This window comes from Chitinophaga arvensicola, from assembly GCF_900110835.1.
In the GTDB taxonomy this organism is placed as follows: domain Bacteria; phylum Bacteroidota; class Bacteroidia; order Chitinophagales; family Chitinophagaceae; genus Chitinophaga; species Chitinophaga arvensicola.
Window position 1 is genome coordinate 3,823,608 of sequence record NZ_FOJG01000002.1, and the last position, 21,606, is coordinate 3,845,213.

15 protein-coding genes are annotated in these 21,606 nt (G+C 47.7%); 6 read left to right on the forward strand and 9 right to left on the reverse strand.

The genetic code is table 11. From position 1 onward, the window contains the following. Positions 1-128: 128 nt before the first annotated feature. Positions 129-2,747 carry a family 20 glycosylhydrolase gene (locus BMW79_RS32545; RefSeq protein ID WP_089903587.1) on the reverse strand — a complete coding sequence of 873 codons (2,619 nt, stop codon included), beginning with the start codon at positions 2,745-2,747 and terminating at the stop codon, positions 129-131. A gap of 294 nt (positions 2,748-3,041) precedes the next feature. Between BMW79_RS32545 and BMW79_RS32550 the strand changes: the two genes are divergently transcribed. Together BMW79_RS32550 and BMW79_RS32555 are read left to right on the forward strand one after the other, a co-directional pair. Then, complete coding sequence (locus BMW79_RS32550) at positions 3,042-4,625, forward strand: FMN-binding glutamate synthase family protein (RefSeq protein WP_089903589.1); 1,584 nt, start codon at positions 3,042-3,044, stop codon at positions 4,623-4,625. 144 nt (positions 4,626-4,769) lie between these two features. Next, positions 4,770-5,246: a hypothetical protein gene (locus BMW79_RS32555; protein ID WP_143059319.1), complete on the forward strand. Its 477-nt coding sequence runs from the start codon at positions 4,770-4,772 to the stop codon at positions 5,244-5,246. A 114-nt stretch (positions 5,247-5,360) separates the two neighbouring features. Here BMW79_RS32555 and BMW79_RS32560 read toward each other — a convergent pair whose 3' ends face one another. From BMW79_RS32560 to BMW79_RS32585, 6 genes are all read right to left on the reverse strand, one after another. Next, a complete protein-coding gene (locus tag BMW79_RS32560) occupies positions 5,361-6,119 on the reverse strand; it encodes an amidohydrolase family protein (protein ID WP_089903594.1) in 759 nt (252 codons plus the stop codon). A gap of 118 nt (positions 6,120-6,237) precedes the next feature. Then, positions 6,238-6,963 carry a 6-phosphogluconolactonase gene (pgl, locus tag BMW79_RS32565; RefSeq protein ID WP_089904521.1) on the reverse strand — a complete coding sequence of 242 codons (726 nt, stop codon included), beginning with the start codon at positions 6,961-6,963 and terminating at the stop codon, positions 6,238-6,240. A 45-nt stretch (positions 6,964-7,008) separates the two neighbouring features. Continuing rightward, positions 7,009-8,514: a glucose-6-phosphate dehydrogenase gene (gene zwf, locus BMW79_RS32570; protein WP_089903597.1), complete on the reverse strand. Its 1,506-nt coding sequence runs from the start codon at positions 8,512-8,514 to the stop codon at positions 7,009-7,011. A gap of 24 nt (positions 8,515-8,538) precedes the next feature. Further along, complete coding sequence (gene gndA, locus BMW79_RS32575; RefSeq protein ID WP_089903599.1) at positions 8,539-9,957, reverse strand: NADP-dependent phosphogluconate dehydrogenase; 1,419 nt, start codon at positions 9,955-9,957, stop codon at positions 8,539-8,541. A gap of 146 nt (positions 9,958-10,103) precedes the next feature. Beyond that, a complete protein-coding gene (locus tag BMW79_RS32580; protein WP_089903602.1) occupies positions 10,104-12,683 on the reverse strand; it encodes a phosphoenolpyruvate carboxylase in 2,580 nt (859 codons plus the stop codon). A gap of 319 nt (positions 12,684-13,002) precedes the next feature. After that, entirely contained in the window at positions 13,003-13,842 is an 840-nt protein-coding gene (locus tag BMW79_RS32585) for an energy transducer TonB (RefSeq protein WP_089903604.1), read from the reverse strand. A gap of 1,208 nt (positions 13,843-15,050) precedes the next feature. Here BMW79_RS32585 and BMW79_RS32590 point away from each other — a divergent pair. Further along, positions 15,051-15,881 carry a YitT family protein gene (locus BMW79_RS32590; protein ID WP_089903607.1) on the forward strand — a complete coding sequence of 277 codons (831 nt, stop codon included), beginning with the start codon at positions 15,051-15,053 and terminating at the stop codon, positions 15,879-15,881. Between the two features lie 43 nt (positions 15,882-15,924). Here the strand turns inward: BMW79_RS32590 and BMW79_RS32595 are convergent, their stop codons facing one another. Next, on the reverse strand, positions 15,925-16,980 hold the full coding sequence (locus tag BMW79_RS32595) for a cellulase family glycosylhydrolase (RefSeq protein WP_218150491.1): 1,056 nt from the start codon (positions 16,978-16,980) through the stop codon (positions 15,925-15,927). A gap of 184 nt (positions 16,981-17,164) precedes the next feature. Here BMW79_RS32595 and BMW79_RS32600 point away from each other — a divergent pair, with 184 nt between their 5' ends. Further along, the gene (locus BMW79_RS32600; protein WP_089903610.1) at positions 17,165-18,286 is read left to right on the forward strand and encodes an acyltransferase family protein; all 1,122 of its coding nucleotides are present in this window, start codon (positions 17,165-17,167) and stop codon (positions 18,284-18,286) included. 96 nt (positions 18,287-18,382) lie between these two features. Further along, positions 18,383-19,168: an SDR family oxidoreductase gene (locus tag BMW79_RS32605; RefSeq protein WP_089903613.1), complete on the forward strand. Its 786-nt coding sequence runs from the start codon at positions 18,383-18,385 to the stop codon at positions 19,166-19,168. A gap of 73 nt (positions 19,169-19,241) precedes the next feature. Here the strand turns inward: BMW79_RS32605 and BMW79_RS32610 are convergent, their stop codons facing one another. After that, complete coding sequence (locus BMW79_RS32610; RefSeq protein WP_089903616.1) at positions 19,242-19,895, reverse strand: hypothetical protein; 654 nt, start codon at positions 19,893-19,895, stop codon at positions 19,242-19,244. 260 nt (positions 19,896-20,155) lie between these two features. Here BMW79_RS32610 and BMW79_RS32615 point away from each other — a divergent pair, with 260 nt between their 5' ends. Continuing rightward, positions 20,156-21,550: a family 43 glycosylhydrolase gene (locus tag BMW79_RS32615; RefSeq protein ID WP_245752768.1), complete on the forward strand. Its 1,395-nt coding sequence runs from the start codon at positions 20,156-20,158 to the stop codon at positions 21,548-21,550. Positions 21,551-21,606: the final 56 nt, after the last annotated feature.

The following is a 21,606-nucleotide window of genomic DNA, read 5'->3' on the forward strand; positions in this document are numbered from 1 at the left end:
GGACAAAATACAAAAATTGCAAAGCGGGAAAGAAGAAAATGGATGAAGGGTAAATACAGCAGATTCACCTTAAAAAGAAAGCGGTCAGACATCGCTATATCTGACCGCTTTTCTACCTGTCTTCTGATTTATAATTTATTGTTCTTCATCTGTGTATCTGCTACCGGCACTTTCACGGTAGTGGTTCTGCTGCTGCGGCCTTTGGCACTGAATACCTTCAGCTTCACAGTTTTACCACCCGCTGCCACCGGTGTGGTATACACCGGGCTCTTTAACGTAGGCTCTTCACCGTTAGTAGTGTAACGGATTACCAATCCGGGCATCTGTACGTTGGCACTTACCACTCCGTTATCTACTTTAGCACCGGCGGTAGGAATGCGCCAGTTAAAGCCACCACCGAAATAATCGAGACGGGGCATTTCCCGTTTACCCATTACATTGCTGAATACGCTCCAGGCCTGGGCATAGAGGGCATCTGCCTTTGCGGGATCTTTCTCGGTCGCCCACTCCGGATCCTGCGCCCATGCACGTTCTGCCAGTCCGAGTAATTTAGGCAGCATCATGTATTCCATACGGTCGGAGTTGATCACCGTTTCACTCCAGAGTAATCCCTGGATACCGGGGATATTGGATGCACCAAAACCAGTGAGCCGGTCTTTACCTACAAACAATTCCGGAGTAACAGGATTACCACGGCCATCCACTTTTGAGTTTTTGTAATAATCGAATGGAATGAAGTAGAAAGGCTTATCCACATCTACAAAACCACCCCAGTAAAATCCTGGTTCATCAAAAGATTTCATGTAAGCCATATCAAAATAGAAATTGCTTACACCAGACAGAATTACTTTGTAGCCTGCGTTTGCAAGACGGTATGATAAATCTTCCTGTCCCCCCCCGATCACATTATTCCATACATTCAGCTGGAATTTATCGTTCACGAAATCGGGATTGGGAATGCTTTGCGCTTCGCCGCCGATGTTTGTTTTACGCATACCGGCTTCTTCCCAGCCAGCCACGGTTAAGCCCCGGGCTTTCAGCAACTCATTTACTTTGCGGTAGTAATAATACCACAGATCATTTACATGTGTGATTGATTTATCCTGTTGCATCAGTGCGATGCAGGCAGGAGATTTTTCAAAAACGCCACCTGGCACTTCATCTCCGCCCATATGTACGGCGGTGAGTGGAGCACCGGCATCCTTGTACATGGATTGGATTTCCTCCAATACTTTATCAAGGAAACGGTAGGTAGATGGTAATGCCACGTTCATCACGTTGTCATTCCAGTATTGTACCGAGTGATATACTGATTTGTCCTGGAAATCTGTGAGCAGATATTCATTGGCTTCCTGATCGCGACCAGCTGCTTTAAGGCGGTAGTAGCGGGATTCCATTGCTTTTACGGCAGCGCGTGCGTGACCGGGAGTTTCTATTTCCGGCAATACGCGTATATGCCTTGCCGTTGCATAGCGGAGTATTTCGATAAAATCATTTCTCGTAAAATACCCGGTACCAGCTGCGTTGGTGGTATCCGGACCGGAGCCGTAGGACGGTGGCAGCATATTTTTCCAGTCGGAGCTATGACCACGTTTGGCGCCCACTGCGGTAAGTTCCGGCAGGGATGGTATTTCCAGGCGCCAGCCTTCATCATCACTGAAATGGAAGTGCAGTACGTTTAATTTGTACAGGGCCATCAGGTCGATGATGCGTAACATATCTCTCTTATTATGAAAGTTACGGGCTACGTCGATCATAAAAGCACGGTAACCGAAGCGGGGTTCATCTGTTACGCGTACGCCGGGAATGGTAATAGATTTCTGCACACCCGCCAATGCGGTTGGTGGCACCAATGTTTTCAGCGACTGGATAGCATAGAAAGCGCCTGCATTGGTACCTGCCGAAATGGTAATACCTTCCGCTGCTACCTGCAATGCATATCCTTCGGGAGATTTCACTGCCAGGGTGCTATCATAGGTCAAGGTTATTTTCCAGGTGCCCTGTTTGCGTTTACCCAGCAGTTGCTGCAGTTCTTCGTTGATGATTGTTCCGCTGGCGGCTAATTGCGGCGCGATGGTCAGCACCGGTAAATCGGTGATCACCAGGTCTTTCCCGGTAGCTTCATACGATTTCGGCGTAGGGAATACCAGTGGCAGTTGCGCTACAGGAATATCCTTTACGGCAGCATTCTGTTTAAATATATCCGTGGGCGTTATCACGGCTGTTTTATCGCCGGGATAGCGCATCAGTTGTTTGGCGGTGGTGGATGGACGGATGCTGTAATCTTTGATGGCGAAACCTTTTTCGAGTTGTCCGTCCCACACGAGATAGAGCCCTGCGGGGGCATCGGTGAAGTTTACGGCCCAGGCGTCGCCGGTCATACCGAGCCGGAGTGAATCGCCTGGTGCAATACCGGCAAAACCATCAGCGGGGGTAAGGCGATACAGGTCGCCGTTGATATGCTCCACATTCACATGACCGGGTAATTCACCGGGTGTGACCATGCGGATAAAGTTGAAATACAGCTGCCATCCTTTTGTAGGGAAGGGCTTATTGGCAGTATTGACAAAAGTGAAGGCAGACAGGAAATTGTCCTGCCCCTGGTAGTGATTTTCTACTACTTCCCAGCTGGTTTTCAGCCGGGCAGCGTCATAAGGAGTGGTTTGCTGTGCCTGCAGTGCCGCTACAGTACTAAACAGGAGCAACCCCGTTGCTACCAACTTACCAAGATAATTGTATCTTTTCATGTTGTGGATGGATTGAGAATTGGCTTATTTTGAAAGATAATAAAATAATTTAAAAACTGAGATTTGATTTTAAAAGATCCGTGAATTTTGCGGATAAACGGTTATTACCGACGGTCATGATAAAGGGATCACGCCGATTACGCTTCTGCATACCGTGATAAGTATTATAAATTAAAAAGATTTAACAAATTTATCTGACAGACGTTAAGTAGTTTTATAAGGACAATAGTAAGGAAGTATAACAGTCATCTCCTGCCAGGCAGGAGCATCAAAAAACCACAAAATTCAACGTCCATGGTCAAAGCATTTATCGGATTTTCATGTGTGAGTTTAGGCGCCATCATCGTCTTAGGTTTATTTTTCCCCTGGGTATTCTGGTTATTGATTCCGGTATTGCCCATTGTGATAATGGGGATACTGGATCTTTTACAAACGAAACACGCCATTATCCGCAATTACCCGGTGGTGGGGCGCGCGCGTTACTGGATGGAAGCATTGCGTCCAAAGATTTACCAGTACTTTGTAGAAAGCGATATTGATGGCAGCCCGATCAACCGGGTAGATCGCTCTACTATTTATCAGCGCGCCAAGCGGGAACTGGATTCCCAGCCATTCGGCACTCAGTTTAATGTATATGCAGAGGGATACGAATGGATGGCCCATTCGATTCAGCCGCAGAATTTTGATAACCTGGAGAAGGATCCCCGCGTGATCTTTGGTGGGAAAGACTGTAAACAGCCTTATTCCGGCAGTATTCTCAACGTAAGCGCCATGAGTTACGGCTCACTCAGTAACAACGCTGTACAGGCCTTAAATGGCGGCGCCAAAATCGGGAACTTTGCACATAACACGGGTGAAGGTGGTATCAGCGAAGCCCATCTGAAACAAGGCGGTGATATTATCTGGCAGATAGGTACCGGTTATTTCGGCTGTCGTGATGACGATGGCAATTTTTCCGACTCGCTGTTTGCCGAAAAGAGTGCATTACCCGCGATAAAAATGATTGAACTGAAAATTTCACAGGGTGCGAAGCCGGGCCATGGCGGTATTTTACCGGCGGCCAAGAACACACCTGAAATCGCGGCTATCCGTCATGTGAAACCGCATACTACCGTCTTCTCCCCTCCTTATCATAAAGCGTTTAACAGTCCTCGCGAAATGATGCTGTTTATTCAGCGGCTGCGTGATCTCAGCAAGGGAAAACCAGTTGGATTTAAATTATGTATTGGCCAGCAGCGGGAGTTCTACGCCATCTGTAAGGCGATGATAGAAACAGATATCTACCCGGATTTCATCACCGTAGATGGTGGCGAAGGCGGCACCGGTGCAGCCCCTCCCGAATTCTCCAATTCTGTGGGCATGCCATTGATGGATGGATTATCGTTTGTGCATGATACGCTGACCGGCTTCAATATCCGTCATCATATGAAAATCATCGCCTCCGGTAAAATCCTGACTGGTTACCACATATTGCGGGCAATGGCCCTCGGCGCCGATACCTGTAACAGTGCCCGTGCCATGATGATGGCACTTGGCTGTATCCAGGCATTGGTGTGCAATACCAATAAATGCCCTACCGGCGTAGCTACCCAGGACAAATGGTTATCTACCGGCCTGGTAATAGATGATAAAAAACACCGGGTAGCCAACTACCACCGCGACACCATAGAAAGCGCGATAGAACTGGCTGGAGCAGCCGGTTTGAAAGATCCGCATGAGGTGACCAGGCGTCATATTTCCCGCCGGGTATTTATGAACCAGGTGAAAACTTTTGAAGATATTTATCCAAGTGTAGCAGCAGGCGCATTGCTGAACGGGTTGATGCCGGAGCATCTGAAAAAAGAAATGGAAACAGTGAAGATTGATACGTGGAATTAAAGAGCGACCATTGTCTTTTCCAGGATTAAATTGATTTTATTGATAATCCTGATTGATTGTAATGATCAATCAGGATTTTTTTTCTTGAGAATTTTAAAACCCAGATAGCGTCGTAAATTAGAATACAATAAATCCTGTTAACTCATGCGTATCTCCCTGTTCCTTATCTGTTGCTTTCTTTTTAATACTGCTCTTGCTCAAACTACTCCACTGCCTGCCAGGGAAGCACTTCGTAGAGTGTTAGACAAAAACGCCTGGTACCCCAAGGAGCTGATCATTAAGAAGGTTTCTTCCGTTTTTTCTTTGAAAATCACATTTTCGGATGACGGGAAAGTAGCGCAGGTGTTACCATCCAAATACTTCCCGGAAAAGATGAAAGCGCAACTTATCCGCAAAGAACTGTTTGAAGGTATCCACTGGGAGGAAATATTCAAAAGAAAAATAAATGCGCGGGATGCATTGGTGATTCCTTTTGTCGCTTATGATTCCATGGAAAACAATGCTACGTTTTACGAATACACCATGGAAGACCTGTTTCTTTATCCCGGTTCGGCAGAAGAATTTGTACCCTGTGTGATCATGCAAACCTACCTGATTGCTTACCAGCAGGGTATTCCATAAATGAGGACAGGGATAAAAATATCGGGAGATAAGGAAGGAGTTATCCGACCTTATCTCCCGATATTTTTTATACCAGATAAAAAATTACAACAGGCCAATCATTGCTGAAGGTGATTACCCGCGTGGCTGATATAATCCCAATGCATTCTCCCGGCAGATCTTCGCTGCGATATCCGCCGGAAAATTCTGGAGGATCAGTTGCAGATCACTGGCTGCAAACGGGCGTGGGGCACGGGTAGATGGCAGATCAGTACCAAACAGTAAGGCGCCTGCGTTAATGGCGGTAATCTGCCGCATGGCGGTGAGTACGTCAAAATCGCAGCGACTGAAGCCGGTGGCTTTTACGCGGGCTCCTTTTTCTACCAGTGGCAATAAGTATTTAAATCCGGCTTTGGATAAGCCGAGGTGGTCAATGACTACGGCGGGCAATTTGTGCAGGGTGGTAGATAATCCTGGCAGCTGCCGGGAGTCTACATACAATTCCACATGCCATTTCACGAGATCGTATACACGCAGACCGAGTTGCTCCAGGTGTTTTACACTTTCAGAACCACCGCGTTGTACATTGAATCTGACAGCACGAACACCTGCTTCGTGCAGGGCTATAATTTCCTCATCGCTGGTACTCGCCGGTATCTGCGTAACGCCAACATAACCGGGTCCCAGCTGCTTCAACGCTTCCAGCAGGTAACCCTGATCAAATCCCTGGAAAGAGCCGGATACTACTGCGCCGCCCTGGATATTCAGTGCTGCTGCCTGTTGCTGGTAGTCTGCCACAGAAAAATCTGATGGCAGAAAACCCTGGTTAGGCTGCAAGGGAAACCGGTGATCAATGATATGCAGGTGTGCGTCGAATATGGGCTTATCAAACATAATCTCATCGTTGTTGTTACCATCACAAGCTACAGAAAATAGCTGAAAGCAGAAAGCAGAAGGCCTGAGTGGATGATGATATCCGCCCAGGCCTTCGCTCTTATCGTTTTATGTTTTGTTAAATTTCCATAGCTCCTGCAGCAGCTTCGTCTACAAACCAGTGCAGTTCTCCTTCTTCCGGTCTGATGAGCTGAGAAGGGAATTTCTCTGCGTCAAAAGTGCCTTCAATCACATTTTTCAGGGTGATGGCTTTGTTAGCACCAGTGGTGAGGAACAATACACAGGCAGCCTTGTTGACTACCGGAGCGGTTAAGGTGATGCGGTACATATCCTGTGCTTCCAGGAAAAAGGATTTTACCCATGCTTTCTTTTCGTGTACAATGGGCAAGCCGGGGAAGAGGGACAGGGTATGTCCGTCGTCTCCCATACCCAGTAATACCAGGTCGAAAGTAGTGTCTTCTTTGCCGAAATAGGATTTCAGGACTTTTTCATATTCGGCGGCAGATTCTTCCGGGCCGATATCGGTACGCATTACGTGGATATTTTCGGGATTTACGCCTACTTTATCCAGCAGTGATTCAAAAGCCATGCGGGCGTTATTCCGTTCATCTTCAAAAGGCACATCTCTTTCATCTCCCCAGAAAAAATGTATTTTTTCCCATGGAATCACCATGTTATAGGGAGCTTTGGCCAGCAGGCTATACAGTTGTTTAGGCGTATTACCACCGGACAGCACAAAAGTGAAACGCTCCTGTGATTGTAATACTTCCAGTATGTAATTGCTGATCCATGCGGCTACGTTTTCACTCAGCTGGGCAGGATCTTTTGCGATATGTAGTTCCATAAGATGAAAAGAATTACGGACCATTTCAGCAATGGTCCGTAATTATTATTTAGTAGGTAAATTAATCCAGGTATGACCGTCGCGGGCAACGAGTGCATCTGCATCATCGGGGCCCCATGAATCGGGTGCATAGTTCGGGAAGTCCTGCGGTGTGCGGTTTTCCCATGTTTCCAGGATAGGCATGATCACTTTCCATGCAGCATCCACCTGGTCGCCACGCATGAACAGGGTAGCATCGCCTTCCATTACATCCAGCAGCAGTGTTTCGTATGCTTCCGGTGCATGTTCGCCATTGGCGGCATCGTAGTTAAAGGTCATATCTACCGGATCCAGTGTCATGGTTTGTCCGGGGCGTTTGGCCTGGAAGCGGATGCGTATATCCATTTCCGGTTGGATGCTGATGGTGAGCCTGTTGGGGCGCCATGTTTGTGCAGCTTCCATCGGGAAGGAATAAGGAGGTGCTTCTTTAAAGGTGATAATGATATTGGTCGCTTTCTGGTGCAGGTATTTACCGGTCCTTACATAGATCGGAACACCCTGCCAGCGCCAGTTGTCAATATAGAATTTAACGGCAGCGTAAGTATCGATATTGGATTTCGGATCCACGCCTTTTTCCTCGCGGTAGCCAGGCACTTTGTCTCCTTTCATCCAACCGGAAGAGTATTGTCCGCGTACCGCGTGTTCATGCACCTTATCCGGTGTGATGCGGCGGATCGCGTTGAGTACATCTACCTTTTTGTTTCGTACTTCATTGGCATCGAAAGATACCGGTGCTTCCATAGCGAGGATACACATGATCTGCAGGATGTGGTTCTGCACCATATCACGCAGGGCACCTGCTCTTTCGTAGTAGCCGCCACGACCTTCCAGACCTACGCTTTCAGCGGCGGTAATCTGGATATTATCGATGTAATTGCGGTTCCATACCGGTTCGAACAAAGCGTTGGCAAAGCGGAATGCAAGGATATTCTGGATAGTTTCTTTACCGAGGTAGTGATCTATGCGATAGATCTGTTCTTCTGTAAACTTCTTTGCCAGCAGTTCATTCAACTCATGCGCACTTTGCAGATCATGGCCGAATGGCTTCTCCACCACAATGCGGGTGCAATGTTTATCGGAGCAAAGGTTCAGTTCACCGAGACGGGTAGCGATATTGGGTACCAGTTGCGGTGCTACTGCCAGGTAAAAGATCACGGTAGGGTGAACGCCCCACTCTTCTTCCTTTTTGGTAACGAAATCTGTGATTTTGCTATAAGATGCAGGATCTTCTGCATCCATCTGCAGGTAAGTAACGTGATCGCTGAAATCTTTCCAGTGACCATTCTGCTCGCCCTTCCGACGGGAAAACTTACTGATCCCTTCCAGCAGGTGTTTATTATAGTCTTCGTTGCTGTATGGGCTGCGGCCTAAGCCAGCAATAGCAAATTGCTCAGGCATCCACTCATCTAAAAAGAGATTGTATAACGCAGGCGTTAGTTTCCGGTAGTTTAAATCGCCACTGCCTCCGAATATGAACAGGATGGATGCAGGCGGGCGTTTATGGATCTGCATATATTTAATTAAAGATGAACATTTTTAGTGTTGCTGCCATTCCGTGTGGAAGGTGCCAGGTATATCTATCCGCTGATAGGTATGCGCGCCGAAGTAGTCGCGCTGCGCCTGAATCAGGTTAGTAGGCATCCGTTCGGTACGGAAAGCGTCGAAATAAGACAGGGCAGACATGAAGCCGGCAACAGGAATACCTGCGGCGGCGGCTTGCGCTATCACACTGCGGGTGTTGTCAACAACAGACTGGATCAGGTAAGCTACGCCTTCATCCAGGAGGATATTAGGCAGGTCGGCATTTTTCTGATAAGCCTGTGTGAACACTTCCAGGAGGGTAGAACGGATAATACATCCGCCTCTCCATACTTTCACGACTTCCGGTAACGGGATTTCCATTTTCAGGTCGTTGGAGGCTTCTCTCAGCATAGCCAGGCCCTGTGCATAGCTCAGGATGGTAGCAAAATAGAGTGCATCGTGTACCTGTTTGATCCACATTTCTGCGTCGGCGTGAATAGCAGCTTCAGGTGCTTTATAGATAGAAGCAGCCTGTACGCGCTGGTCTTTGTAACCGGAGAGGGTACGCATGGCCACAGCGGTATCGATTACGGGAACGGCTACCGGCAGTTCCATGGCATCCTGTGAAGTCCATTTACCGGTGCCTTTGGAACCGGCCTTATCGGAAATCACATCTACCAGGCGTTTGTCTGATTTATCGTCGTTTTGCAGGAAGATATCAGCGGTAATTTCTACCAGGAAAGACTGTAAAGCGCCCTGGTTCCAGTTTTTGAATACTTCGTGCAGCTGGTCGTTGTTCAGACCGGCGCCTTTCTGCAACAGGGAATAGCTTTCGCTGATCAGTTGCATGATAGCATATTCAATACCGTTGTGTACCATTTTCACATAGTGACCGGCGCCTTCCTTACCGAGGTAAGCTACGCAAGGGGTATCCTTTACTTTGGCGGCGATTGCCTCCAGCATAGGTTTCACCTTTGCATAGGCATCGAGGTCGCCACCGGGCATGATGCTGGGGCCTGTACGGGCACCCTGCTCACCACCGGAAACACCCATACCCATAAAATGGATGCCTTTTCCGCGCAGTTCCTGCACACGGCGTAAGGTGTCGGTGTAGTGGGAGTTACCACCATCTATTACAACGTCGCCCTGCTCCAGCAGCGGCAACAGGGATGCAATTACGTCATCCACCGGCTGACCGGCGGGTACCAGCATCATTAATTTGCGCGGACGTTCGAGCAACTGAACCATTGTGGCCAGCTCTGCAACGCCTTTTACAGTAGTACCGGGAGTAGCGGCTGATTCCAGGGCGCTGTTCTTGGCAGCGTCTTTATCAAAGCCGATAACGGAAAAGCCATGATCTGCCATGTTGAGTAACAGGTTTCTGCCCATTACGCCGAGGCCGATCATTCCAAAGTCATATAAGCTGTTTGCCATATATAGAGAAGTTACTTAAGGAGGTGTAAAAGTAGGGAAGAATTACGAAATACGAATTACGAATTACGGAGTTGCACAGAGATCGTAACCGGTAGTGTTACCTTTACTATCTCCACACAACTCCGTAACCGGGATGTATATAATGTTTACGCTGAGTTTCGGCCAGCGTTGATAATGCCAAAAGAGCAGCGCATAATGAGCTTTTCGTAGGTTTCCCTTCCCTGCCCGTTGTCCAGATGTGAATCCAGCTCGCGGATGCGCGTGAGTGCATATTGCTGGGTAGTGAGCAGCGGCAGCACAATTCTTTCCCTCATCTGGATAGACAGCAGGTCGATGGGACTGCCAGCCATCAGCTCGGATTCATTGGTGAGCAGGAGCAGGTATTTCTTGGTCAGTTCAAATTCATTGTAGATCATCTGCCATACTTCGCCGTATTGCGGATGTTTCGCCAGGTAAGCGGTAAGCGGGAAGTAGCTTTTCTTCATGGCCATTACACAATTATCCAGCAGGGTTCTGAAGAACAAGGAATGTACATACAGCGCCTGTATTTCCTCCCACTTGCCTTGTTTTTCCAGTTGTTGCAGCGCGCTGCCCACACCGTAATAGCCGGGTACGTTCTGTTTCAGCTGGCTCCAGGCGCCTACGTAAGGTACTGCCCTCAGGTCGTTGAGATTGAGTTTGGCAGAGGCATTACGCTTGCTGGGACGGCTGCCGATATTGGCTTCCGCATAGTAGCGCAGCGGGCTCGCATGATCCAGGTAAGCCAGGAAATGCGGATGTGTTTTTAATTTATTGTAGGCCGCATAACCTGCATCTGCGAGAGATTGCAGCAGGTTTTCTTCTGCTTTACTCAGTGTTACTTCGCGGGAAGAGAACAGTTCATTGCTGATACCGGCGTGGATCAGCTGTTCCATATTAAACTGGGCCGCATCCACGGTTCCGAAGTTGGAACTGATGGTTTGTCCCTGGATGGTTTGCTGTATTTCTTTATTGGCAATGTTTCTGCCCATGGAAGCGTAGAACTGGTGTGTTTTTCCGCCGCCACGTGCCGGAGGACCTCCCCTGCCGTCGAAGAACACGACGTTGATACCATACTCCTTGGAGATGGCGGTGAGTTCTTCTTTGGCTTTGTAGATGCTCCAGTTGGCCATGAGGTAACCGCCATCTTTGGTACCGTCTGAGAAGCCGAGCATAATGGTTTGCTTACACTGGCGGCGGCGCAGGTGTTCGCGGTAGTCTGCATTTTCATACAGCTGTTTCATCACTTGTCCGGCGTGGCGCAGATCGTCGATGGTTTCAAACAGCGGTACGATATCTACGGTGATCTCTTCTTTTTTCCAGCCGCTCAGCAGGAACAGGCCGTATACTTCCATAACGTTGAGTACACTGGTGCTGTGACTGATGATATAGCGGTTGCAGCCTTCTTCTCCATTGGCAGCCTGAATTTCTTTGATGGAGGCGATGGTTTGCAGGGTATCCTGGTGCAATGGATTTTCCAGTGCCAGGGGATCTATGGCGTTATTGATATTGAGTAGCAGGTTAATCTTTTCTTCATCCTTCAGGGAAGGGTAGTTATCTGGCAGGGCATCCGTTTTTGCAGATACAGCTTCCAGCACAGCTTCGTGAATGGAGCTATCCTGGCGGATATCGAGGGAAGCGAAAAAGAGACCGAATATTTCCACTTTGCTGATAAGATTATCGACGAGATGTACAAACAGGCCGTTCAGATCAGCCATGATGGTATTTCGTATATCCGATAACGTATCCAGTATTTCCTGGCGGCTGATATCAGCTTTATGGCCGGGCAGGAAGAGGTTCCGGGATAATTTTGATTCGAGGGCGGCCACTACGTTTTCCACACCTTTGAAAGTAAGGCGGCGGCGCAGGTTCCGTACTTCTCGGAAATAGCACTTCATGATGGAGGCGCGCAGTGCTGCTGCTACTTCCACGGTGGTAGGTGCTTTTACGAAGGGGTTGCCATCGCGGTCGCCGCCGGGCCAGAAGCCCATGCGGATCAGGGAATTATCGCTGCTGATGGCGCCCGGGAATTGCGCGCGGATAGACGACAGGATACGACCGGCCGCCTGGTAAAATATATTTTCGAGGAACCACACCAGGCTGATCGCTTCATCATACGGGGTGGGTTTTTCTTTTTTGAAGAAGGGGGTTTTACCTAGTTGTTGCAGGTACATGTTTACCTGGCTGGTGTTTTCATCGATGAGTGCCTTAGACAGGTCATTGATGATGCCCAGTACTTCGCCGGGGTAAAACTGGGTGGGATGTGCGGTGAGTACCAGTCGCACGGAAAAATCTTTCAGTTTCTCCTTTAGCTGATCCTGTGCCTGTTCCTGGATCACTTCCGACTGCAGGTGACGGAGGGTTCCCGCGCCCTGCAGGTCGCGGATATTGCGGAAGGCGGCATCTTCCAGGGCATCGAACAATACTACCTGGCGCTCTGCATATTGTACAAAGCGGAACAGGAGGTCGGTGCGTTGCTTTTCCTCTGTATAGGTGGTATACTGAGAAAAAAAGGAATCCATAATTTCCTGGGGGCTGTTGCCTTTGGCATATCCTTCTTCGCAGTGGAGCAGGAACAGGGACAAAAAGATCCCGGTCTTTTCCACGCGGTGAAAAGGCAAAGAGGTGAAAAGGCTATTATACAGCTGAAACTTGGTTCCAACAAGGTTTTTGAACTGTTGCAGCGAATTATTTACCGGCGCTTCCATACTAATTATCCGTTTATAGTGCTAAAGAAGAAGAACTAAGCGGCTGTTAAATTAATAATTATTATGTTAATTTTTGGCTTTTTTGATTTTTGTTCGATTTAAAGTGATAATGTTTGAATATTATCTAATAAGACGTATTGGCGGTAAATGATAGTCCCGGCCGCTATATGCGGGCCGGGACTGGTATCAGGAATCAGAATGCGCGGGTAAAAGGGATAACAGACAAGGAGAAAATTTAAACAGATAATAATATAAGATGTCCGTCCATCCCTGCGGGATAGCTTTTTCGGGCTATTGACTCAAGTGTTAAAGGAATTGTTTAGTTCTCGGAAAGGGTAAACCTGACAGGCAGGTTAAAAAATACGGCTACAGTCTGACCGTTTTGTTTGCCGGGTTTCCAGTTGGGCATTTTGCCCACCACGCGGATGGCTTCTTCTTCGAGGCCGCCACCTTTGGCAGCGCCATTTGTTTTTACCTGGGAGATGGTGCCATCGCGGTTTACAACAAACTGAATGAATACGGTTCCCTGTATTCCGTTTTCCTGTGCGAGGTGCGGGTAACGGATATTTTTACCGAGATATTTTGCCAGGGCGGCTTCACCACCGGGGAATTCGGGCATAATTTCCACGAAGGAGAGCGGGCCGTCTGCATCGGCGGCTTTGTTTTCTACGGTGATGACACCGGATTTACCATTGCCGCTTGAACCAAGATCTACATCGAGTCCACCTTCCGGGCCATCTACATTATGTACACCGATAATTTTACCTTCCAGCTCAGTGTGTTTGGGCGGCATTTCATCCGGTGGCACGTCTTTATCCGTGATCACAGGGTTGGTGAATGCTTTGGTAGCGGCGGCCGGAGGAGGGGCTGCATGTGCAGGTGGTGGTGGAATAACAGGATCTGGATCCGGTAATTTCACGTTGTCCAATATAATATCCTTTGCTACAAACACCGGCCGGTGTACATTATCAGCGGCCATCAGGGTATTGTTCAGTGCATACCCGCCGATCATTACCAGCATAATAGAAGCGGTGCCCATTACTGCGTTGCGAACACGTTTGTCGTAACGACTGCGTAATTCGTAGGCCCCATAATCTTTGTTCCTTCCATAGAAAAGAATGTCGAGGAAATCATTCCCCGGGATTTTAGCTGAGTCCATGGTAAATTGTTTTTTTAATTAGATGAAAGAGTAAAATATTTTCCATAAGGTTTTTGAAAATATTTTTCCGGGAGATGAATAACGGGGAGTGGAGTATTATATATAAACAGTGGAACGGAGCTGCTTAAGAGGATGGTGTAGCACCGCTTTGCAGCAAAAACAAATACTTATCTGCGGATCAGGAGATATAAACAATACACTAACGTTATCGGGTATACTAAAACATGAATCCAATATTCACTTTTGCCGGCTTATATTAAAATAGAAGTCCCGACACGGGTCGGGACTTGCTGGCACTGGGGACCATACCTGAAAACAAGTGGTTCCTTCATTTTAATTAGGCTTTCCGAAAAAAGTATAGGCGTATACGTTACTACGTACATCCTGACCGCTTCCGGAAAATATCTTTAGATTAATAGTTGGTTTTTGGAAGCAGTCTTTTTAATAACGCGACCAATAGCTTCAGCTCCCGGGGCAATTGCCGACAAAACCCACCAGTAATGTTTGAGGCAACGCCCCTTTGAACTGAAGTTGATCGTTTAATTTCAATGGATAGTAACCCAATTCTATTCCGTTACAGATACACACATAAAGCGTGTATCCATATACGTTATATTATCTTTTATAGCTGTGCAAACCGGTTTGCCGGAAATTGACATAAGGATTCCACAGTTGATGAATGTTGTCATGTTGAAAGCAATGAGTGAGATCTGGTTTAAGATTTCAGTTGACAAATGCCAGGGGGATGCGGGGAGGTGAGTTACTGATAAATTTACCACCAATAAATTTGCAGCACACCTTTCCCGCAAGCCTTGCCAGGCATTCTATTTACAGCTTACAGAACGCAAGATTTTTTATTCAGCAGCGGCTACAATAACAGCCAACCGCCTGAATATAACGGGGACAGGTGATATTTACCACAGAAAATTGCGTGTGGTGACGCATTCCACTAGTCAGCGTGTGCCTTTTCATAGTGTATTTTTATTTACACATTTTTATCAAAAATGATGGCAGCAACACCTTGCTGGTGGTCAAAGGATGCCGGAAGCGTTTGCCTGATGCTTCCCTCTGGTGGCAGACCTTATTAGTCTACTGAATTGGTAGACAAATATACATCGAGTTTTATTAATTCCAAATAATTGTAGCAATTTTTTTTAAGAATTTGTTGGCCGTCAGGACGAGTAAGACAAAAGCGTATTTTTGCAGGCATGAAAGAGCATGTGAAAAACATTTTACTCATTGTAGCAGGTGCACTGATCTTTGCAGTGGGCATCAACTACCTCGCTATCCCCAATAAATTATCAGAAGGCGGGGTGATAGGGATTACCATTGTTACCTATTATTACTGGGGCTGGTCGCCAGGTGTTACCAACTTCGTCATCAATGCTTTGCTGATCCTCGTGGGTTGGCGGCTGCTCGACAAGAGAGGCATGGTATATACGATCCTGGGCATCTTTTTCTGCTCTTTATTCCTTTATCTCACAGAAAACACCCTTACCCCTGTTACCACTAACCCTTTACTGGCAGCCGTTTTTGCAGGATTATTGGTGGGCATTGGCGTTGGCCTGGTGTTCCTGTCGGGCGGTACCACAGGCGGATCGGCCATTGTAGCCCGGTTATGTCAGAAGTATTTTGGGTGGACGCTGGGAAATGCGATGCTCATTTTCGACATCCTGGTGATCCTGGCCTCTTCTTTTATTATTGGTATAGAAAAAACCATGTATACCTTTATTGCGGTATACATAGGTGCCAGGGTAGTAGATTACCTGATAGATGGTCTGAATACCAAGCGCGCCATTACCATTATCTCAGAGAAAACAGACGCCATCGCCGCCAGGATCACCGGCGAGCTAAAACGCGGCGCCACTGTGTTACATGGTCATGGGGCTTATACCGGTGCGGCGAAGGAAGTATTATATGTGGTGATCGGGAAACAGGAAATGATGCGCCTGAAATCATTGGTGCAGGAAACCGATCCGGAGGCTTTTGTGGTAATACACGAAGTGCATGAAGTACTGGGCAAGGGCTTCTCTATGTAATTTTACGGTTCGCTTCCGACCTCGCGGAAGCGAACCGCCAACATCATTTTCCGGTTAACCCCCGGATCACTTTCACTTCTTCTTCACTATAAGGCGTTCCATCCGGTCTGAAAATATCGTGAAACCAGGTAGGTGGCTCACTTCCATCAGGCATCGGCGTACTCCACGCGTACTTGGTATTGGTTTTACCCGCTACCAGGCCCCAGTTAATGGCGCCGATATTTTCTTTTTTCAACAGCGGCATAATATTATCAAAACGGCTGCTGCGGGTACGGGCCATATATTCTGTGCAGATCAGGGGTCTCCCCAAAGGCCTTAACGTATCAATATCCCGTTGATGTTCTTCCGGAGGTGCATAGTTATGATAAGTAATTACATCAGAATGATTTAACTGGAATGTGGAGAGTTCTTTCAGCTTCCAGTCCCATACACCGGCCGACAATGGCTGTGAAGGATTTACTTCCCGGCCCCAGGCAAAAGCCTTTTCCAGCAGGGGTAAACTCCGGTTGCCATGACTGGAATTACCTGGTTCATTATAAAGGTCCCACAATAAAATGCGTTTATCGTTGGCAAATGAGCTCATCACATCCTTAAAATATCTTTCCAGGGTATCGGTCAGTGCCGGGTTTTCGTGAATAGCCAGTCCCGGATCCTGTACCCATCCCGAGTTATGGATGCCCGGTTTGGGTGCGCGTTGTGGGCCTGCCTGATAGGTACTGTCCCAGCAGTCGTCAAAAAACACAAACAGGGTCACAATATGATGTTTGTCAGCAATGTCCAGATAAGTACTTATCCTTTTCTTAAACCCGGCGGCATCTTCTACCCAGGGAACATGATGCAGGTATACCCGCATGGCGTTCATCCCGATACCTTCTGCATAACCCAGTTCCCGGTCGATAGTGGCCGTATCAAAAGTAGCCGCCTGCCACATTTCCAGCTGGTTGATGGCTGTACTGGGAATAAAATCGCTTCCCCGCAGCCAGCCTTTGTCTGCATACCAGGTATTGGCTCTTTCTTTTGACCACAACCCCTTTTCGCGGGACTGGCAGCTCATCAGCCCAAGCAGGGCCACACACCACACGATACATCTGTAACTCATAACGTAAAATTTTAGTGGAATCAACAAAATAAGGATTATACCTGTCTCACGTTAGCCCATATGTCTCAATTTATAATTCCGGCGAGAATTCATATTTGGATTTTGTGAATTAGATGTATATATTGTAGGCAGCTCAACGCTCTTTTCATTCCTTACCATCTTATCAACCAATAATTAAAGGGAAATGACTCAAAGCTCTCAACGCTTTTTGCCGCTGGATGTTTTCCGCGGCCTGACCGTCTGTTTCATGATCATAGTGAACACTGGCGGCACTGGTGGCACTTATTGGCCACTTGACCACGCAGCCTGGCACGGCTGGACTCCCACCGATATGGTATTTCCCTCTTTTCTCTTCGCTGTTGGTAACGCCATGAGCTTCAGCATGAGAAAGTATGAACAACTGGGAAACTCAGCAGTACTGGGAAAGATTTTTAAACGTACCCTGATCATTTTTCTCCTGGGATATTTCATGTATTGGTTCCCGTTTGTGCAGGCCACCGATACCGGTTTTGAATTCAAACCATTTGACCATACCCGTGTGCTCGGCGTATTGCAACGTATTGCGTTGTGCTACTGCATTGCGTCTCTTCTGATTCACTACTGCTCCAAAAAAGTAGTGTGGGCCATTAGTATTTTATTTCTCCTGGGCTATTGGGCTATCATGTGGTATTGCGGTACACCCGGCGACCAGTATGGTATTAACGGTAATGCCGGTATCCTGCTCGACAAAATAATCCTGGGCGACAACCATATGTATCATGGTGAAGGCATTGCCTTTGATCCGGAAGGTATTCTCAGTACCATTCCCGCCGTAGTAAACGTAGTGGCAGGTTATTATACAGGGCTTTTTGTACAGCAGCAGGGCAGAACCAAACCCGGCCTGCTTCGCATGGTAGTCGCCGGTGTAGCTTTCCTGTTACTCGCGTATGCCTGGAATACAGTTTTCCCGATCAATAAAAAGTTATGGACCAGTTCCTATGTGCTGCTGACCGTAGGGATAGACCTGTTACTCTTATCACTGCTGATCTTTGTGATAGATATTCTCGGCTTCACCAAAGGCACCGGATTTTTTACCGTATTCGGAAAAAATCCGCTGTTTCTCTATCTCCTGTCGGAAGTAATGGCCATCCTGTTTTACTTTATCATGGTGAATGGGGTGAGTCTTTATCAATGGATCAATGATCATATTTTCCAGCCCTTATCGCCAGGGAAGTTTGGCTCCTTACTATTTTCGCTGGCCTTTATGCTCACCTGCTGGATAGTGGGATACCTGCTGGACCGGAAAAAAATATATGTGCGTGTATAATCACATTTACCGCAAACACAAAAGAGGGAAGGCCGCAAGCCTTCCCTCTTTTGTGTTGATACATTTTTCGTTAAATTGTACGTAAAACAATTACGAATGGACCTTTCATTAAAAGGAAAAACGGCGCTTGTGTGCGGCAGCTCACAGGGAATAGGATTGGCTACAGCAGAAGAGCTGGCATTACTGGGTGCTACCTGTATCCTGTTTGCCAGAAATGAAGACAGGTTAAAAGCGGTGCTGCCCACCCTCTCCACCAGTAGCGGCCAGCAACACCGTTATGCAGTGGCTGATTTTTCGGATCTCGCGCAGGTAAAGGAAGCAGCAGAAAAGATAGCGGCGCAGGGCACAATACATATCCTGATCAACAATACCGGCGGGCCGGCGGGCGGACCAATCCTGGAAGCTAACGCAGCGGCATTCACCGCCGCCTTCTCCCAGCATCTGCTCTGCAACCAGGCATTAGCACAACTTTTTGTACCAGGCATGATCAGCGCCGGATTTGGCAGAATTATCAATATTATTTCTACATCTGTAAAAACACCGATAAAGAACCTGGGCGTATCCAATACCACCCGCTGGGCGGTAGCCGCCTGGTCCAAAACCCTGGCTACCGAACTGGCACCACATGGTGTTACGGTCAATAATGTATTACCAGGATCTACTTCCACCGCCCGCCTGGAAGGATTGTTTAACAGCAGCGCAGCCGCCCGCAATGTTTCTACTGAAGTGATAGAAGCTGAGTGGTTGAAAGAAATTCCGATGCAACGTTTTGGAGAAGCGCGTGAAATAGCAGCACTGGCGGCCTTCCTCGCTTCTCCGGCTGCAGGTTACATTACCGGTACCAGTACCGCCGTAGATGGCGGAAAGACACCGGTGATGTAAGCATGATATTTACATAAAAAGGATCAGTAGTCTATGGCTACTGATCCTTTTTCGTTTATAATAATACCTGCATTTAGCAAGGAATGAAGTTAATGATACGTACCAGTTTCCCGTCTTCAAAATATAATTTCACGCTACTGTCGCTGTCTTTACTGTATGCATCCCGCAGGGTGATCATATCCCGCCGGCCTTCATTCTCTGCCTGCAATACTGCATTGGGGAAAAGCTGCTTGATATTTTCCCAGGTAGTATTGCGGGTAAAAGTAATTTTGCCCCAGGTGAGGGAATTGTGGGCGTTGAACACCAGTTCTTCACAGGCGAGGGAATCTTTACAGAGTTCGAAGGTAGCGCCTTCTTTATACAGAAAATCGAAATCGTCCTCAAACTGCGAACCGCAGATATCTTCCCCCCTGGCAGAAATCACGCTGTCGGCTGTGCCGATGGCTGTTTCCAGTCGTGCTTTAGTCGTAAACAACGGCACCTTGTTGTTGATACGTGCCTGGGAAAAAACAAATACCTCTATCTGGTCCCAGGAAATGTTCCGTTTCACTTCCTGCAGAGAGTCCTCCTCTTCTGTGAGTGGCTGTACTTTTTCCGATGGCGCCGCTACGGCGATGGTGTCTGGCTCTTCTATCCTGTTCTGGTGACAGGCTGTGAGTGACAACAATAAAACTACGCTGAGCAAGGTGCTCCTGTCTTCGTTCAGCCGATACCGTATGTTGCGCATGATTCCGATAAATTTAGACTAATCATTCTCAAACACATAATTAAAATAAATTATATTATTATCCAAGTATTTTTTATAAAATCGCTGGCATTATGAGAAAGTAGCCAACACATTGGTTGGTTGCCACTGTGTTTGGGTAACAGGTGCCTCCTGTTAATAGCATCTGTCAGAAAAAAAACACTGTCATCATACCGCAGTCAAAATGTGTAGTTTATCCCTGATAACAAGCTAAAAATTCCACGTATTAAACCCACACTCACATGAGATTTCTATGCAGACCACTGTTTGCACTGCTGCTCATTTTCGGAAGCAGCTGCACAAAAATGAACACTCCTGCCGGTTATGAAAAAATCAATGCTAATGAAGCGGCTATTGCGGCGGCAGACAGCATGACCAATCCCTTTATCACTTCCATCTACACGGCAGACCCGTCTGCACATGTATGGGCAGACGGCCGCTTATATGTGTATCCGTCGCACGACATAGCACCGCCCCGGGGCGCCGATCTGATGGATCAGTATCATGTTTATTCCACCAACGACATGGTGCACTGGACAGATCATGGCGAGATCCTGCGGGCCAGCCAGGTGCCATGGGGAAGAGCGGAAGGAGGCTTTATGTGGGCGCCTGACTGCGCCTATAAGAATGGCATTTATTATTTCTATTTCCCCCATCCCAGCGGCACCGACTGGAACAACACCTGGAAGATCGGGGTGGCCACCAGTACAAGCCCGGCCAGCGGCTTCACCGTGCAGGGATATATTGCCGGCCTGGAGCCGTATATAGATCCCTGCGTATTTGTGGACGACAACGGGCAAGCATACCTGTATTATGGCGGTGGCGGCACCTGCAAAGGCGGAAAGCTGAAAAGCAATATGACAGAAATAGACGGCGCTATGCAGGCCATGACGGGATTGGAAGATTTCCATGAAGCCACCTGGGTGCATAAACGAAACGGCGTTTATTATTTATCCTATGCCGATAACCACGATCTAAACGGCAAACATAACCGGCTCCGGTATGCTACCAGCAACAACCCGTTGGGCCCCTGGACCTATAAGGGTATTTACGTAGACCCTACTGACAGCTACACCAATCATGGATCTATTGTAGAATACAAAGGCCAGTGGTATGCTTTCTATCATAACAGCGCCCTTTCCAATAACGACTGGCTACGCTCCATCTGCGTGGATAAACTGTTTTACAACGCGGACGGCACTATTCAGAAAGTAATCCAGACACCCATCAACAACAATCCCGGTAACCCGGGCGGTATCCCTATTGGTCTGACAATTACCATCAGAGGTTCCAACAAAAAATTTGTGTGCAGTGAAAACGGCGCTCAGCCCATGAACTGTAACCGCGATGGAGCAGGACCCTGGGAAAAATTCACGGTAGTTTCCGCCGGAGGCGGAAAGATAGCCCTGCAGTACCAGGGGAAATACGTAAGCAGCGAAAACGGTACCCAGCCTATCAACTGTAACCGTACCGCTATTGGTCCATGGGAGCAGTTTGAATGGATCAGCAACTCCGATGGAACGGTTTCTTTCAAGGGGAATAATGGCAAATTTATTTCCAGTGAAGGCGGCACAGCTGCAATGACCTGTAACCACACCACCGCAGGAGCAACCGAAAAATTCGATGTTGATCAATGATAGTATGATTCTCAAAAAAGAAAGAGGGCCTCTCAAATAATTTTGAGAGGCCCTCT